Source organism: Geomonas diazotrophica, assembly GCF_019063885.1.
Taxonomy (GTDB): Bacteria; Desulfobacterota; Desulfuromonadia; order Geobacterales; family Geobacteraceae; genus Geomonas; species Geomonas diazotrophica.
On record NZ_CP077684.1, the window covers coordinates 1,066,782 to 1,082,135 of the forward strand.

The following is a 15,354-nucleotide window of genomic DNA, read 5'->3' on the forward strand; positions in this document are numbered from 1 at the left end:
ATCATCCCTTCACATTAAAATCGGAGGCGGGCATGCACGAGATGAGCATAACCCAGAGCGTGGTGGAGATCTGCGAGGGACACGCGGCGGGGCGCAAGGTGGTGGAGGTGGTTCTCGAGATCGGGGAGCTATCCGGTGTGGTGCCGGAGAGCGTGGAGTTCTGTTTCGAGGCCTGCAGCAAGGGGACCCTGCTGGAGGGGGCCAAGCTGACCATCGAAGAGGTGCCAGGGCGCGGGAGCTGCCCTGCCTGCCACGGCGAATTCCCGCTGCAAAGCCTCTTCTCCCCCTGCCCCGGGTGCGGTGCCTTCGGTCTCTCCGTCGTCTCGGGTGAGGAGCTGAGGGTGAAGGAACTGGAGCTTGCCTGATCCGTTTTGTATCACGCTCGGGACAAAATGATACAAAACCGGGACAGAAGTACCCAACAAAATGAAGCAACCAAAGGCGCAGCGCGGAGGACCTCCGCGGGCGCCATTTTTTTTGGCCAATGATTCCAGTGTATTACATTTTCAAATTTTGTTTACTCGATTGGCACGGGTGTTGCCGTATACGTGCGGTTTGATTTATCTCGAGGAGGCTTGTTATGAAAGAAGAGATGTTTTGCGAAGGGGTCACCCGCAGGAGTTTCATGAAGGCCTGTGTCACCGCCACCGCGATGATGGGGCTTCCCTTCGCCATGCATACGCAGGTGGCCGAGGCCGTTGAGAAAAACGGCAACCCTGCGGTGATCTGGCTTCACTTCCAGGAGTGCACCGGCTGCTCGGAGTCGCTGTTGCGTTCGTCCCACCCGACCATTTCCACGCTGATCCTGGACATGATCTCGCTGGACTACCACGAGACCCTCATGGTCGGCGCCGGCCACCAGGCCGAGCAGGCGCTGCACGATTCCATGAAGGCCAACCACGGCAAGTACATCCTGGTCGTGGAGGGGGCCATCCCGACCAAGCAGAACGGCATCTTCTGCAAGGTTTCCGGCAAGACCGCCCTCGAATCGCTGCAGCACGCGGCAGAAGGCGCAGCCGCCATCATCGCCATCGGCACTTGCGCTTCCTACGGCGGCATCCAGTCCGTCTCCCCGAACCCGACCGGCGCGGTCGGCGTGAAGGACATCATCAAGGACAAGCCGATCATCAACATCCCCGGCTGCCCCCCCAACCCCTACAACTTCCTGTCCACCGTGCTGTACTACCTGACCTTCAAGAAGGTGCCCGAGCTCGATCAGTTGGGCCGCCCGAAGTTCGCCTACGGCAGGAGGATCCACGAGCACTGCGAGCGTCGTCCGCACTTTGACGCCGGCCGCTTCGCCAAGGCCTACGGCGACCCGACCCACGCCCAGGGGTACTGCCTCTACAAGCTGGGTTGCAAGGGTCCCGCCACCTACGCCAACTGCTCCGTGCAGCGCTTCAACGACGTCGGCGCCTGGCCGGTTTCCATCGGTCACCCCTGCATCGGCTGCACCGAGCCGGATATCCTCTTCAAGACCGCCATTGCCGAGAAGGTGCAGATCCACGAGCCTACGCCGTTCGACAGCTACGCCCCGGTCGACCTGAAGGAGAAAGGGAAGGGTCCGGACCCGCTGACCACCGGCTTCGTCGGACTCGCGGCAGGTGCGGCACTTGGCGCCGGCGCAATGCTCGCCAAGAAGCTTCCGGGCGGTGAGGCGCAGGAGGATGCCCATGAAAAAGACAAGTAGACGCGACTTCCTGAAGCTGGCCGGCGCCACCAGCGCGGGGCTTCTCGCCTGCGGCGCGGGTAACGCCCTGGCCAACGAGGGACTCCAGGTCAACAACGAGGAACTCGGCATGCTCTACGACGCCACCAAGTGCGTCGGCTGCAAGGCGTGCATGTCGGCCTGCAAGAGGGTCAACTCCGACTACGGCTCACTCTCCTACGAGAAGGCGAAGTTCGACGAGGACGGCCTGTGGGATGCCCCGAGCGATCTCTCCGGCTCGACCCGTACCCTGATCAAGCTCTTCAAGGAGAGCGAGAAGCGCTGGAGCTACGTGAAGTACTCCTGCATGCACTGCCAGAAACCCTCCTGCGTTTCGGTCTGCCCGGTTTCAGCCATGACCAAGGAGAAGATCTCCGGCATCGTCGATTACAACAAGAACACCTGCATCGGCTGCCGTTACTGCCAGATCGCCTGCCCGTACAACATCCCGAAGTTCCAGTGGGAGAAGGCGGTGCCGCAGATCGTGAAGTGCGACCTGTGCAAGGCGACCAACCTGCGCGAGAAGGGGATCACGGCCTGCGCCGAGACCTGCCCGGCGGGCGCCATCAAGTTCGGCAAGAGGAAGGATCTCCTGGAGGAGGCACACCAGAGGCTGAAGGACGCGCCGGACAAGTACGTGGCCCACGTCTACGGCGAGCATGAAGGGGGGGGCACCAACCACCTCTACCTGGCCTCCATGCCGTTCAACAAGCTCGGTCTTCCCGAGATCAAGCCGGAAGCGCCGGCCGAGTTCTCCGAGAAGATCCAGCACACCATCTACAAGGGCTTCATCGCCCCGGTTGCCCTGTACAGCACCCTCTGCTTCATCGCGGTGAAGAACATGAAGAAACACCAAGGGCACGACGACGATCACAAGAAGGGGGATAAGTAATGGGACACAGCGAAGAATTCCAAAAGCTGGAAGGTAAGATCTTTACCAAATCCTTCTTCATCCTCCTCTCGGTCGTGCTGCTCGGTTTCTACTTCGTGGGCGTGCGCTACGTGAAGGGGATCGGCGCCGTCTCCAACATGAGCGACGGCTACCCCTGGGGCATCTGGATCACCTACGACGTCGCCACCGGCACCGCCATCGCCTGCGGCGGCTACGCGGTCGCCATCCTGGTCTACATCCGGAACCGGATGCAGTACCACCCGATGATCCGCTCCGCGATCCTCACCTCCATGTTCGGCTACGGCCTGGCCGGCTTCTCGGTCATGGTCGACCTCGGCCGTCCCTGGAACGCCTACAACTTCTTCATCCCGAGCAAGTGGCAGGCCAACTCCGCCATGTTCGAGGTTGCCCTCTGCGTCATGGCCTACTCCACTGTTCTCATCCTGGAGTTCCTCCCGGCGATCCTCACCTCGATCGAAAAGAGCAAGTGGGACCGCATGAACGCGATCCGCAACTGGCTGCACCCGAAAATCGCGCCGGACAAGAAGACCATGGAAGACAAGCTGGAGATGGTGCGCCTCGGGGCCGCCTGGCTCAACCCGCGACTGAACAAGGTCCTCATCTTCTTCATCGTTTTGGGCATCACGCTGCCGACCATGCACCAGTCCTCGCTGGGGAGCCTGCTCCTCATCGCCTCGACCAAGCTGCATCCGCTCTGGCACACCGGCTTCCTGCCGCTTTTGTTCCTGTTGAATTGCGTCTTCATCGGCTACTCCATCGCCATCCTCGAGTCGATCATCTCGAGCTACTCCTTCAAGCGTCCCTTCGAGATCGAGGAACTCTCCGGCCTGGCCGGCCTGATCCCGTTCGTCACCGTGATCTGGCTTACCGTCGTGATCGGCGACCTCTCCTACCGCGGCCAGATTCACGCGGCGCTGAAGGGCGACTTCTACTCCGGCTGGTTCATGACCGAGTTCCTGCTGGTCGCCGGCGGCTCGCTGATTCTATTCTTCAAGAAGTGCAGAAGGTCGGCGCGCTGGCTCTTCATCTCGGCATCCATGATCGTTCTGGGCGGCGCCCTGTACCGCTTCAACGTCTACCTGATCGGCTTCAACCCGGGCCAGGGCTGGAAGTACTTCCCCTCCTTCGCCGAGGTGATGATCACGGTCGGCATCGTGGCCCTGGAGATCCTGGGCTACAAGGTCTTCGTGGCACTGTTCCCGGTCCTCCCCAACATGGACCTGCACGGCGGACACAAGAAGAAGGGGCATGCGAAGAAGCACAAGGGGGCGGAGAAGCCGCTGCCGCAGACCGAGGCGCACGCGCACTAACATTAATTAAGCAATTAGCCTTTTGGAGGAATAAATGTCTAGAATCACGCTTGATCCCATCACCCGAATCGAAGGACATCTGAGGATCGATGTCGAAGCAAACGGCGGCAAGGTCACCAATGCCTGGTCCTCCGCCCAGATGTGGCGCGGCATCGAGGTCATCCTCAAGGGGCGCGCCCCGGAGGACGCCTGGAGCTTCGTGCAGCGTTTCTGCGGCGTCTGCACCACCGTGCACGCCATCTCGTCCATCCGCGCCGTCGAGCACGCCCTCGACGTCGAGGTGCCGCTGAACGCACAGTACATCCGTAACATCATGATCGCGCAGCACTCGGTACAGGACCACATCGTCCACTTCTACCACCTCTCGGCTCTGGACTGGGTCGACATCGTCTCCGCGCTGAAGGCCGATCCCAAGAAGACCGCGCAGATCGCGCAGAGCATCTCCGACTGGCCGGGCAACTCCGAGAAGGAGTTCAAGGCGGTCCAGGACAAACTGAAGGCCTTCGTCGCAGGCGGCAAGCTCGGCATCTTCGCCACCGGCTACTGGGGTCACCCGGCCATGAAACTCTCCCCGGAAGTGAACCTGATGGCGGTCGCCCACTACCTGAAGGCGCTCGACTACCAGAGAAAGGCCTCCCAGGCCACCGCGATCCTCGGCGGCAAGAACCCGCACATCCAGAACCTCGTGGTCGGCGGCGTCGCCACCGCGATCAACACCGAGAACATCGCTACCCTGAACATGGAGCGCCTGATTTACCTGCGGACCCTGATGGAAGAGACCCGCGACTTCGTCCAGAAGGTCTACTACCCGGACCTCCTCGCCATCGCCGGCGCCTACAAGGACTGGTTCAAGTACGGCGCGGGCGTCACCAACTACATGGCGGTGCCGGAGTTCCCGGAGGACACCAAGAACACGAAGTTCATGCTTCCGGGCGGCGTGGTCATGGGCGGCAACATCGGCGGCATCAGGATGGTCAAGGATCACCGCGACGACTACCTGATCAAGAACATCAAGGAGAACGTAACCCACGCCTGGTACGAGGGTAACGGCACCCTGCACCCGTGGGACGGCGAGACCAAGCCGGACTACACCGACTTCAAGGAAAACGGCAAGTACTCCTGGTGCAAGGCTCCGACCCTCGACGGCAAGCCGGTCCAGGTCGGCCCGCCGGCCCAGATCATGGCGGCCTACGCCGCGGGCAACCCGAAGGTGAAGAAACTCGTGGACGGCGCGGTATCCACCCTGGGGATCTCCCTGAAGGACATCCACTCCACCATGGGCCGTCTCTTCTGCCGCGGCGCCCGCGCCCACGTCATGGCCGACCTGTCGCTGGAGAACCTGGACAAGCTGATCGCCAACATCGCGTCCGGCGACCAGACCTACGCGAACCACACCGTGATCCCGAAAGGCGAGTACCGCGGTGTCGGCTTCCACGAGGCACCGCGCGGCACCCTGTCCCACTGGATCGTGATCAAGAACAAGAAGATCGAGAACTACCAGGCCGTCGTTCCCTCCACCTGGAACGCGGCGCCCAGAAACGACAAGGGCGAGATGGGGCCGTACGAGGCGTCCCTGATGGGGAACCCGATCGCGGACGCCAGCAAGCCGCTCGAGGTGCTCCGTACCATCCACTCCTTCGACCCGTGCATCGCCTGCGCCGTCCACACCGTGGACCCGGAAGGGGCGGAAATCACCAAGGTGAAGGTGCTGTAGAAAAACAGGGGCTGGGGAGAGGGGGCTAGGGGCTGGAAAAGGCGACTGGTTCCCGCTCCCCGGCTCCCCGAATCAAGGGCCGGGACGGGAAGACAAGCGGTTAGGGATGTTCGGGTTGGGGGCGGTAAAGACAGGGCAAAATCAAAAGGCTTAAGGGGTGCGCAGCAGCGAAAAAAGCTTGTGCCGCCGCCTTTACTCGTTTAATTTAGAGCCTGGTTTTGCTAGCCCCCAGTCCCTAGCCTCTAGCCCCTGGTTTTCCCCCCGGCCTTTCTTTTTTTCTGGAGGTTACATGCAGGTCCTCATCTATGGCGCCGGCAACCTGATCCTCTCCGACGAGGGGTTCGGCGTACATTTCGTCAGACATTTAGAGCAGCACTACCAGATACCGGACAACGTCGAACTCTACGACGGCGGGACCCTCGGCATCATGGTGCACTTCAAGTTCGAGGAGGCCGACAAGGTCATCCTGGTGGACGTGGTGCAAGCCAAGGGGGAGCCGGGCGACATCTTCCGCTACGAGCGCGAAGATATCATGCTGAAGAACATCCCGGTGAAGATGTCGCCGCACCAGATCGGGCTGCAGGAGATGCTCCTGATCTCCGAGATGCGCGACGCCCCTAAACCCGACCTCACCTTCTTCGGCATCGTGGCGAAGTCGCTCGACCCGGGCGACCAGCTCACCCCGCCGCTTCAGGCCGGGCTCGAGAAGGTGGCCGCGCTCGTCGTTGAAGAACTGGCGAAAGTCGGTGTGGAACTCAGAAGAAAAGCTGCTTAGCTCTCGTCCCTCTCCCTCCGGGAGAGGGTGCCCGAAGGGCGGGTGAGGGCTCTGTCGGCTGTGTTCCCTCACCCTGACCCTCTCCCAGCGGGAGAGGTAATGTGGACGGATGTTGGGAAAACAGTTGATTCGGTCAGCGGATCAGCGTGAAAAGGAGAAACGATATGTTTGGATTTGGTTTGCCCGAGTTGTGCATCGTCGCCGTCATCCTCCTGGTGGTGGCCGGTCCCAGCAAACTGCCGCAGTTCGGACAGGCGCTGGGGAGCAGCATCAGGGGCTTCAAGAAGGCCATGAACGGCGAGGACGTGGTCCAGATCAACGAGAAGAACGAGAAGAAAGAAGGCTAGACCGGAGGTTGAACCGATATGTGCGTAGACTGCGGCTGCGGCCCGAACCACGACCACGATCATGACCACGATCATGACCACGACCATCACGGACACGGCCATGGGCACCACCACGGTCACGACCACCATCACGGGCATGACCATGACCATGGCCATCAGCACGGAGAGGGGCATAAACACCAGCATGACCACAAGCATGCCGGCGAGGAGCAGCCTGCCCGAAAGGTCGTGATCGAGACCGACATCCTTGCCAAGAACAACAGGATGGCTTCGGGCAACCGCGCGCTGTTCCGGGAGAAGGGCCTGTTCGTACTGAACCTCGTTTCCTCACCCGGTTCGGGCAAGACTACCATCCTGGAGCGGACGCTGAAGGATCTCTCCGACACCTGCCGCTGCGCGGTGGTCGAGGGTGATCAGCAGACCGATAACGACGCCATGCGCATCGCCGCCACCGGCGTCCCGGTGAAGCAGGTCAACACCGGCGCCGGCTGCCACCTCGATGCACACATGGTGCTGCACGCCGTGGAGAGCTTCGACCTGGACCACCTGGACCTGCTCCTGATTGAGAACGTCGGCAACCTGGTTTGCCCCGCCTCCTTCGATCTCGGCGAGCACCACAAGGTGGTGGTCCTAAGCGTCACCGAGGGCGAGGACAAGCCGCTCAAGTACCCGCAGATGTTCCATGCCGCCGACATCATGCTGCTCAACAAGGTCGACCTGCTCCCGTACCTCGACTTCGACGTCGAGAAGTGCAAGGAGATGGCGCGCCGCGTCTCCCCGGGTATCCATATCCTCGAGGTCTCCAGCAAGACAGGTGAGGGGATGGACGAGTGGTACGCCTGGCTCAAGAAAGGGATGGAGCGGTCCAAGGCCTAGCCCGGACCTTTCGGTAACGAGATGACTTCACGCGAGCGCGCCAGCCTGGAGATCGACGGCATCGTGCAGGGGGTGGGTTTCCGCCCCTTCGTGTACCGTCTCGCCCTGCGTTTCAGGCTCTCCGGATGGGTGCGCAACACCGGGCAAGGGGTCCAGATCGAAGCGGAAGGGGAGGGGGGCGACCTGCTCGCCTTCTGCCACGCCCTGCGCGACGAGGCGCCCCCGCTGGCCGTGATCGGATCGCTCAAGATCGAGAACCTCGCGCCTGCAGGTGGGGAGGGATTCGTCATCCTGGACAGCGCCAAGGCGGGGACGGGGGGCGAGATCTCTCCCGACTGCAACGTCTGCGACGACTGCCTGGCCGAACTCTTCGACCCCGGCAACCGGCGCTACCTCTACCCGTTCATCAACTGCACCAACTGCGGCCCGCGCTACTCGATCATCACTGGCATCCCCTACGATCGCCCTGCCACGACCATGGCCGGCTTCGCCATGTGCGACAACTGCTTGGCCGAATACCACGATCCCCTGAACCGCCGCTTCCATGCCCAGCCCAACGCCTGCCCGGTCTGCGGGCCCCGCCTGAGTCTCGTCGATCGCGCCGGCGCCGTAGTCGCCGGCGATCCTCTTGAGAGGGCACTTGCCGCGCTCAGGGAAGGGCGCATCGTCGCGGTGAAAGGGGTGGGGGGGTACCACCTGGCGGTCGATGCCTGCAACGAGGCAGCGGTGGGGCTGTTGCGCCATCGCAAGAAGCGGGACGAAAAACCGTTCGCAATGCTGGCGGCCGACCTCGACTCGGTGCGCAGCTTCGTGCAGTGCTCCGAGCTGGAAGGAAGGCTCCTGTCGGGCGTGGAACGTCCCATCGTCCTGATGCGGAAGCGGCCGCAGACGCCGATAGCGGAACCAGTGGCACCCGGCAACGGCTGGTTCGGCTTCATGCTCCCGGGGAACCCGCTGCAACACCTGCTGGCGCACGGCTTTGGCGGACCGCTGGTGATGACCAGCGGCAACCTCTCGGACGAGCCGATCGCCTATCGCGACGACGAGGCGCTCCGGATGCTCTCGGGGATCGCGGACCTCTTTCTGACCAACGATCGCGAGATCCACACCCGGACCGACGACTCCGTAATCCGCCTCTACCGGGGCGAACCACTCTTTTTGCGCCGCTCGCGCGGTTACGTGCCGCGGGCGCTGGCGCTTCCGGGCGAACAGGCGAGCGTGCTGGCGCTGGGGGCGGAGCTGAAGGCGACCCTCTGCCTCACCCGGGGAAACCGGGGCTTTCTGAGCCAGCACATTGGTGATTTGAAGAACGCAGCCACCATGTCCTCGCTGGAGGAAAGTGCGGTGCACTTGCAGCGTCTTCTGGAAATCGGCCCCGAACTGGTCGCCCACGACCTGCACCCGGACTACCTCTCCACCGTCTATGGACAGGGGCTGGGACTGCCCTGTGTCGCGGTGCAGCACCACCACGCCCACATGGCTTCCTGCATGGCCGAAAACGGTCTGGACGGAGAGACCATCGGGGTGATCCTGGACGGGACCGGCTACGGCAGCGACGGCACCATCTGGGGGGGCGAGTTCCTGGTGGGAGGCTACCAAGGCTTCGAGCGGCGTGGGCACTTCGCCCAGCTCCGCATGCCCGGGGGTGACGCGGCGGTGAAGGAGCCGTACCGCATGGCGCTCTCGGCGCTGTACCGGTTGCACGGCGACGGGTTGTTCCGCCAGCCGCTCGCCGTCTGCGGACAGGTGCAGGAGGGTGACCGCCCGCTGTTTCTGAAGATGCTGGAGAAGGGGATCAACGCCCCGCTCACTTCGAGCTGCGGCAGGCTCTTCGATGCCGTCTCGGCACTCCTCTCGGTACGGCACCGGATCAGCTACGAGGGGCAGGCCGCCATCGAGCTGGAGGCGCTGGCGGAGACGGGGAGTCCGAGCGAGCCGTACCCGTACCTGGTGACCGATGGGGGAGTCTTGGATTTCGGCCCGGCCGTCGCGGCGATTTGTTCCGATCTTGCCACCGGCAGGAACCGCTCCGATATCGCCCGCGCCTTCCACCGCACCGTCGCCGCGGGAATCGTGGAGGTCTGCGGTGGGATCAGGACGGCAAGCGGGCAGGATCGGGTGGTCCTCTCCGGCGGTGTGTTTCAGAACCGGCTGTTGACCGAAGATGTGGCGGACAAGCTTGCCGCGTCCGGGTTCAAGGTTTATTGCCACCGGCTGGTGCCACCAAACGACGGCGGTCTTGCCCTGGGCCAGGCGGTCATCGCCGCCAGGTTTCTTCAGGAAACATAAGGGATGGCCCAGCCGCCCGTTCCCCGACCACCGCGCATGCCATGAACGGCGCAGGTGCGACTAAGGGGGGCGAATGATTATTCGCCCCTACAGGGACGCGCTCCCCTCCCTTGACGGGAGGGGGGATCTACAACGATATTTTGCCGGTTCAGCCATTTGTAAAAAGGAGTCTGAAGATGTGTGTAGGTGTACCGATGCAGGTGATCAGCATTGATGGCGATTTCGCCATGACCGAGGTCGACGGCGTGAAGCGCGAGGCGAGCCTCATGATGCTGGACCAGGAAGTGAAGGTCGGCGATTTCGTTATCGTGCATGCCGGCTTCGCCATCTCGAAACTGGACGAGGAGGACGCCAAGGCGACCCTGGAACTGATGCGTGAAGTCTACTCGCCGGAGTTGATGGGATGAACTATTCGGACAGCTTTCGCGACAAGGAACTCGTGCAGGGGCTGGCGCGTCGCATCGCCGAGCTGACCAAAGGCTTGGACAAGCCGCTGGTCTTCATGGAAGTTTGCGGCACGCACACCATGGCGATCTACCAGTTCGGCCTGAGAAGCCTGCTCCCCCCGCAGGTGAAGCTCATCTCCGGCCCGGGGTGCCCGGTCTGCGTCACCCCCAACAGCTACCTCGACCGGGCCATCGCCCTGTGCCGTCTCCCGGACGTGGTCATCACCACTTTCGGCGATATGCTGCGCGTGCCCGGCTCCAGCTCCTCGCTCATGGAGGAGCGCGCCAAGGGTGCCGACATCAGGGTCGTTTATTCGCCGCTGGACGCCGTGCAGATTGCGGCCAGGAACCCGGGGAAGCGCGTGGTGTTCCTGGGCGTAGGCTTCGAGACCACCGCCCCCACCATCGCCGGGAGCATCCTGGCTGCCGAGGCGCAGGGGGTGACGAACTACTTCGTGCTCGCCTCGCACAAGACCATGCCCCAGCCGATGGCCATCCTGTCGGCCGACCCGGAGCTCCAGGTCGACGGCTACATCTGCCCGGCCCATGTCAGCGCCATCATCGGCGCCGACGCCTACCGTTTCCTGTGCGAGGAGTACAAGGTCCCCTGCGTTGTGACCGGATTCGAGCCCGCCGACGTGCTGCAGGGGGTGGAGCTGCTGGTGCGCCAGGCGCTTGCAGGCGAGAGCAAGGTGGAGATCCAGTACTCGCGCGTGGTGCGCTGGGAAGGAAACGCCAAGGCGCAGGCCATGCTGGCCGACGTCTTCACCCCGTTCGACGCCCCTTGGCGCGGCATCGGCGTGCTGCCGGGGAGCGGCCTGAGGATCGCCGACAAGTACGCCGCCTTCGACGCCGAGCTGGCCATACCGGTGCAGGTGGAGGAGTTGAAGGAGCACAAGGGGTGCCTGTGCGGCGAGATCCTGAAGGGGAAGGTTTCCCCCTTCGACTGCCCCCTTTTCGGCGGCAAGTGCACGCCCGAGTCCCCCGTCGGCGCCTGCATGGTCTCCTCGGAAGGGACCTGCGCCGCCGCGTACAAGTACGGCCGCTAGGCCGGCAAAAAAAGTCCGACTCTGACCTGTCCGACTGGTCAGACCCGTCAGACAAGTCCGACAGAAAAAGGAGAACCTCTTGAACAACGACCTCATCCTCCTGGGCCACGGCAGCGGCGGCAGGCTTTCGCACCAGCTACTGGAGGAACTGATCATCCCGCAACTCTCCAGCGTGCCGGTGGCAGGACAGAACGACGCGGCACTGCTCAACATCGGCGGCATCAAGCTCGCCTTCAGCACCGACTCCTACGTGGTCGATCCGATCTTCTTCCCCGGCGGCAACATCGGCGATCTGGCCATCAACGGCACGGTCAACGACCTAGCCATGATGGGAGCGCGTCCGTTGTGCCTGTCCGTCGGCTTCATCCTCGAGGAAGGTTTCTCCAAGGAGGAGCTCGCCCGCATCCTCGCCTCCATGCGCGAGGCGGCTGAGGCCGCCGGGGTCGCCATCGTCACCGGCGACACCAAGGTGGTCCCGAAGGGCAAGGGGGACCGCATCTTCATCAACACCAGCGGCATCGGGGCTATCGAGCACAACCTGCAGATCGACGGCGCCTCGGCGCAGGTCGGCGACAAGGTCATCGTCAACGGCTGCATCGGCGACCACGGCATCGCCGTCCTCTCGGCCCGGGAAGGGCTCGAGATCGACAGCGGCATCCAAAGCGATTCGGCCGCGCTCAACGGCCTTGTGACAAGCCTCTTGCCGCTGGGGAGCGCGCTGCACGTGCTGCGCGACCCCACCCGCGGCGGCGTGGCGACCACCCTTAAGGAGATCGCCCTGCAGTCGGGGGTGACCGTTACCCTGGACGAGAAGAGCCTCCCCATCAACCCGGGGGTCAAGGGGGTCTGCTCCATCCTCGGGCTCGACCCGCTCTACGTGGCGAACGAAGGGAAACTGCTGGCATTCGTGGCGCCGGAACGGGCCGAGGAGGCCCTGGCGGTGATGCGCCGGCACCCTCTCGGAGAGGATGCCGCCGTCATCGGCGAGGTCACCGGGACTTCGTCCGGCAAGGTGCAGATGGAAACCGTCGTTGGTGGAGTGAGGGGAGTGGAGATGCTGGCAGGGGAACAACTGCCGCGCATCTGCTGAGGCGCTACGTCTCGACCAACTCCCCCTTTGCAGGCAGGTATATCGGGACCCTTCTCAGTCGAGAAGGGTCTTTTCAAATTGGAGTCCCATCCCCTGGTCGGTGACCCTGACCACCTTCGCTTTCAAGTCACAGAGCACCTGCGGCGTCAGCGTATGATAGATGGTAACGGCCACGGTGTCGTTGAGTTCCAGCTTCCGTGCCGCCGTCACGAACACACCCTTCATACTGAGATTTTCGACCTCTCCCTCGATGGTGCGCTCTCCCTGGTGGAGGTTCGCTTTCGCGTGTAAGGCCAGCCTGGCGAAGTTTCTTTTTTCCTTGTACATCGCCCCTCCTTTTTTTGTCCTTCATTGGTTTTTTGACCGGCGTTTTTGGCACAGACGTTAGTGTAGTCTAATCTTTTCTGTTTGCAACAGCCGCGAAAAAAGTTCTCCGTAGGGATTAAGGGTGGTGTTGCGCACCCTCATGACTCTGCTATCATCTACTCTTCATTTGTCTTCGTTAATGTTGATTCGGGGGTGCACGATGATCGAGGACGACAGGCTGGTTCAAAGGGCATTGGCTGTCATGGCGCCGCCGGCGCATCACTATTACCCGATCACCATTGCCCACGGCAGCGGGACCGAGGTGGTATCCAAGGATGGCCGGCGCTTCCTCGATTTCTCCTCAGGGCTGGCCGTGCTCAACCTGGGACACAACCACCCCAGGGTGATACAGGCCGTCCATGAGCAGACCGATCGGTATCTCCATGCCGGCGGCATCTACTACAGCGAAGCCACCATCGCGGCAGCGGAAGAACTCGTCTCGGTCACGCCCCACGGGTTGAACATGCTTTTCTTCGGCAATTCCGGTGCCGAGGCAGTCGAGGGAGCCTTGAAGGTGGCGCGCTACACCAGCGGCCGCCAGGCCATCATCTCCTGCACCGGCGCCTTCCACGGCCGCACCATGGGGGCACTGTCACTTACCAGCAGCTCATCAGCCTACCGCAGGCGCTACCACCCTTTGTTACCTTCCGTGTACCAGGTCAGCTATCCAGCCTGCTTCATCTGTTCCTGTGGCATGAACGCCGAGGCCTGCGGCGGGAAATGCCTCGAGGAGATCGACCGGCTCTTCCAGCGCCAGATACCCCCCGAGGAGGTTGCTGCCATCATCGTCGAGCCGTTTCTGGGCGAGGGGGGGTACTACCCGGCTCCCAGGACCTACCTCAAGGGGTTGCGAAAAATCTGCGACGAGTACGGCATCCTGCTCATCTTCGACGAGGTGCAGTCCGGGATAGGCCGGACCGGGAAGTGGTTTTGCTGCGAACATGCCGGGGTGCACCCGGACATCCTGGTCACCGCCAAGGCGCTCGCCTCCGGTCTGCCGCTGGGGGCGGTGGTCGCTTCTAAAGAGCTCATGACGAAATGGGATTCCCCCTCCCACGGCTCGACGTTCGGCGGGAACCCGGTCTCCTGCGCCGCCGCTCTCGCTACACTGCGGGTGATCAAGGACGAGGGGCTCCTGGATCGCGCCTGTGTGGCCGGCGCCAAGATGGTTTCCTACCTGCAGGAGGTGGCCATGCACAACCCGAGCGTCGGCGAGGTAAGGGGGATGGGGTGCATGGTCGGGGTGGAGTTCGTGGACGAGGCGGGTGCCGCTGACGGCAGGCTCTGCCAAAACCTGATCGACGAGTGTCTGGCCAAGGGGGTGATCCTGATCGGTTGCGGTTTGAAACGCAACGTGGTCCGTCTGATACCGCCTCTGAACGTGAAAGACGCAGAACTGAAGGAGGCGCTGGGGAAATTTTCCGATGCGTTGATCGAGCTGACCAGGAGAAAGAATTCCTAGGAAGGGATCCCGGCAGCAACAGGCGGTGCTGCCGGGAAGCTGGGCGAATCTGCTCAGGCGGGGGGAGCCGGTTGAGGCTCGCGGTACTTGTCCATGATCTCGAAAGCACGCTTGACGCGGGAGACCACGCGGATGGTCATCACCGGCTTGGCGATGAAGTCATGGAACCCGGCCTTGAGGGCACGGTGCTCCTCTTCGGGAGATGCCTTTGATGTGAGCAGGATCATCGGGGTTCCGGCGCTGGCTGGGTTGGCCTTGATGGCGCGCATCAGGGCGTAGCCGTCCATCCTCGGGGAGGTGGCGTCGCACAGGATCAGGTCGGGTTTCTGGGAGAAAGCGATCTTCAGCCCCTCCACCCCGTCCCGCGCGATGAAGACCTGGTATCCCTCCTTCCTGAGGGCCCCTTCAACATCGCAGTTCATGGCCGCCGGGTCGTCCACCAGCAGGATCTTCATTTCCGCGAGCGCCTGGGCCTGGCGGTAATACAGCTTCACCGCGTTCTTGATCTCGTCCGGGGTAGCCAGCAACTGCACGATGCGTCGCGAGCTGCCGCGCTCCAACTGCCGCAGCGTCGCGCCGTCCAGCGGGTCCCCCACCGCGACAAACAGTGCCCCGTCCTGCTGCCTGAGCGGAAACAGCTGCTTCGCCATGGCGAGTTCGCCGGGAACCAGGGCCAGGAGCTCCGGCGAGAAGTGGTCGAGCGGGATCCTCTTAACCGTCTCCAGTCCCGACTGCTGGCCCAGCGCCTCGAGCAGTTCCTCATCGGTAATCACTCCCATCTCCAGGAGCACTCCACCAAGCCTCAGGCCGCAGCTCTTCTGCCGCGACAAGGCCCGATCCAGTGTCTTTACCGTTATGATGCCGGATTGAACCAGCAACTGCCCCAAGGGTATCTTCATGATAAGGTACGCCTTTTACGGTAATTAGAATTTATTAACATCGCAAATAATACATTCTTCCCGTGAAAATACAAAACAAAAAAAAGAGGCCCCTTTTGGGGGCCTCGATC

Annotated in this window: 15 protein-coding genes; 13 read left to right on the forward strand and 2 right to left on the reverse strand. The window is 62.6% G+C overall.

Annotated features, from left to right (window positions below):
- Positions 1-32 precede the first annotated feature (32 nt).
- From hypA to hypE, 12 genes are all read left to right on the forward strand, one after another.
- Entirely contained in the window at positions 33-365 is a 333-nt protein-coding gene (gene hypA / locus KP003_RS04650) for a hydrogenase maturation nickel metallochaperone HypA (RefSeq protein WP_216498383.1), read from the forward strand.
- A gap of 215 nt (positions 366-580) precedes the next feature.
- Positions 581-1,690 (forward strand): hydrogenase small subunit, encoded by a 1,110-nt coding sequence (locus tag KP003_RS04655; RefSeq protein ID WP_216498382.1) that lies wholly within the window; start codon positions 581-583, stop codon positions 1,688-1,690.
- Complete coding sequence (gene hybA / locus KP003_RS04660; protein ID WP_217300412.1) at positions 1,674-2,600, forward strand: hydrogenase 2 operon protein HybA; 927 nt, start codon at positions 1,674-1,676, stop codon at positions 2,598-2,600. The genes KP003_RS04655 and hybA overlap by 17 nt, the downstream gene beginning before the upstream one ends.
- Positions 2,600-3,931 carry a Ni/Fe-hydrogenase cytochrome b subunit gene (gene hybB, locus KP003_RS04665; protein ID WP_216498380.1) on the forward strand — a complete coding sequence of 444 codons (1,332 nt, stop codon included), beginning with the start codon at positions 2,600-2,602 and terminating at the stop codon, positions 3,929-3,931. Before hybA ends, hybB begins: the two co-directional genes overlap by 1 nt.
- Positions 3,932-3,965: 34 nt before the next feature.
- On the forward strand, positions 3,966-5,645 hold the full coding sequence (locus tag KP003_RS04670; protein WP_216498379.1) for a nickel-dependent hydrogenase large subunit: 1,680 nt from the start codon (positions 3,966-3,968) through the stop codon (positions 5,643-5,645).
- A 289-nt stretch (positions 5,646-5,934) separates the two neighbouring features.
- Positions 5,935-6,420 (forward strand): HyaD/HybD family hydrogenase maturation endopeptidase, encoded by a 486-nt coding sequence (locus KP003_RS04675; RefSeq protein ID WP_216498378.1) that lies wholly within the window; start codon positions 5,935-5,937, stop codon positions 6,418-6,420.
- A gap of 164 nt (positions 6,421-6,584) precedes the next feature.
- Positions 6,585-6,767, forward strand: coding sequence for a twin-arginine translocase TatA/TatE family subunit (locus KP003_RS04680; protein WP_216498377.1), 183 nt, complete (start codon positions 6,585-6,587; stop codon positions 6,765-6,767).
- Positions 6,768-6,785: 18 nt separating this feature from the next.
- Positions 6,786-7,643, forward strand: a complete 858-nt coding sequence (hypB, locus tag KP003_RS04685; RefSeq protein ID WP_216498376.1) for a hydrogenase nickel incorporation protein HypB — start codon at positions 6,786-6,788, stop codon at positions 7,641-7,643.
- A 21-nt stretch (positions 7,644-7,664) separates the two neighbouring features.
- Entirely contained in the window at positions 7,665-9,932 is a 2,268-nt protein-coding gene (hypF, locus tag KP003_RS04690; RefSeq protein WP_216790790.1) for a carbamoyltransferase HypF, read from the forward strand.
- 176 nt (positions 9,933-10,108) lie between these two features.
- Entirely contained in the window at positions 10,109-10,339 is a 231-nt protein-coding gene (locus KP003_RS04695) for a HypC/HybG/HupF family hydrogenase formation chaperone (RefSeq protein WP_216498374.1), read from the forward strand.
- Positions 10,336-11,427 (forward strand): hydrogenase formation protein HypD, encoded by a 1,092-nt coding sequence (hypD, locus tag KP003_RS04700; RefSeq protein ID WP_216790792.1) that lies wholly within the window; start codon positions 10,336-10,338, stop codon positions 11,425-11,427. Before KP003_RS04695 ends, hypD begins: the two co-directional genes overlap by 4 nt.
- A gap of 79 nt (positions 11,428-11,506) precedes the next feature.
- On the forward strand, positions 11,507-12,517 hold the full coding sequence (hypE, locus tag KP003_RS04705) for a hydrogenase expression/formation protein HypE (protein WP_216790794.1): 1,011 nt from the start codon (positions 11,507-11,509) through the stop codon (positions 12,515-12,517).
- 54 nt (positions 12,518-12,571) lie between these two features.
- Here the strand turns inward: hypE and KP003_RS04710 are convergent, their stop codons facing one another.
- The gene (locus KP003_RS04710) at positions 12,572-12,844 is read right to left on the reverse strand and encodes a PilZ domain-containing protein (RefSeq protein ID WP_216790795.1); all 273 of its coding nucleotides are present in this window, start codon (positions 12,842-12,844) and stop codon (positions 12,572-12,574) included.
- Between the two features lie 199 nt (positions 12,845-13,043).
- Here KP003_RS04710 and KP003_RS04715 point away from each other — a divergent pair, with 199 nt between their 5' ends.
- Positions 13,044-14,345 (forward strand): aspartate aminotransferase family protein, encoded by a 1,302-nt coding sequence (locus KP003_RS04715; protein WP_217300413.1) that lies wholly within the window; start codon positions 13,044-13,046, stop codon positions 14,343-14,345.
- 53 nt (positions 14,346-14,398) lie between these two features.
- On the opposite strand, the gene KP003_RS04720 is transcribed toward KP003_RS04715, so the two are convergent.
- Positions 14,399-15,244, reverse strand: coding sequence for a response regulator (locus KP003_RS04720; RefSeq protein WP_217300414.1), 846 nt, complete (start codon positions 15,242-15,244; stop codon positions 14,399-14,401).
- Positions 15,245-15,354: the final 110 nt, after the last annotated feature.

What these genes read in the sequence shown, in the direction of transcription:
- KP003_RS04710 (WP_216790795.1), bottom strand. Translation starts at nt 12,844, where the DNA reads ATGTACAAGGAAAAAAGAAACTTCGCCAGGCTGGCCTTACACGCGAAA.
- hybA (WP_217300412.1), top strand. Translation starts at nt 1,674, where the DNA reads ATGAAAAAGACAAGTAGACGCGACTTCCTGAAGCTGGCCGGCGCCACC.
- hypD (WP_216790792.1), top strand. Translation starts at nt 10,336, where the DNA reads ATGAACTATTCGGACAGCTTTCGCGACAAGGAACTCGTGCAGGGGCTG.
- hypB (WP_216498376.1), top strand. Translation starts at nt 6,786, where the DNA reads ATGTGCGTAGACTGCGGCTGCGGCCCGAACCACGACCACGATCATGAC.
- hybB (WP_216498380.1), top strand. Translation starts at nt 2,600, where the DNA reads ATGGGACACAGCGAAGAATTCCAAAAGCTGGAAGGTAAGATCTTTACC.
- KP003_RS04680 (WP_216498377.1), top strand. Translation starts at nt 6,585, where the DNA reads ATGTTTGGATTTGGTTTGCCCGAGTTGTGCATCGTCGCCGTCATCCTC.
- KP003_RS04695 (WP_216498374.1), top strand. Translation starts at nt 10,109, where the DNA reads ATGTGTGTAGGTGTACCGATGCAGGTGATCAGCATTGATGGCGATTTC.
- KP003_RS04675 (WP_216498378.1), top strand. Translation starts at nt 5,935, where the DNA reads ATGCAGGTCCTCATCTATGGCGCCGGCAACCTGATCCTCTCCGACGAG.
- hypA (WP_216498383.1), top strand. Translation starts at nt 33, where the DNA reads ATGCACGAGATGAGCATAACCCAGAGCGTGGTGGAGATCTGCGAGGGA.
- KP003_RS04670 (WP_216498379.1), top strand. Translation starts at nt 3,966, where the DNA reads ATGTCTAGAATCACGCTTGATCCCATCACCCGAATCGAAGGACATCTG.
- KP003_RS04720 (WP_217300414.1), bottom strand. Translation starts at nt 15,244, where the DNA reads ATGAAGATACCCTTGGGGCAGTTGCTGGTTCAATCCGGCATCATAACG.
- hypF (WP_216790790.1), top strand. Translation starts at nt 7,665, where the DNA reads ATGACTTCACGCGAGCGCGCCAGCCTGGAGATCGACGGCATCGTGCAG.
- KP003_RS04655 (WP_216498382.1), top strand. Translation starts at nt 581, where the DNA reads ATGAAAGAAGAGATGTTTTGCGAAGGGGTCACCCGCAGGAGTTTCATG.
- KP003_RS04715 (WP_217300413.1), top strand. Translation starts at nt 13,044, where the DNA reads ATGATCGAGGACGACAGGCTGGTTCAAAGGGCATTGGCTGTCATGGCG.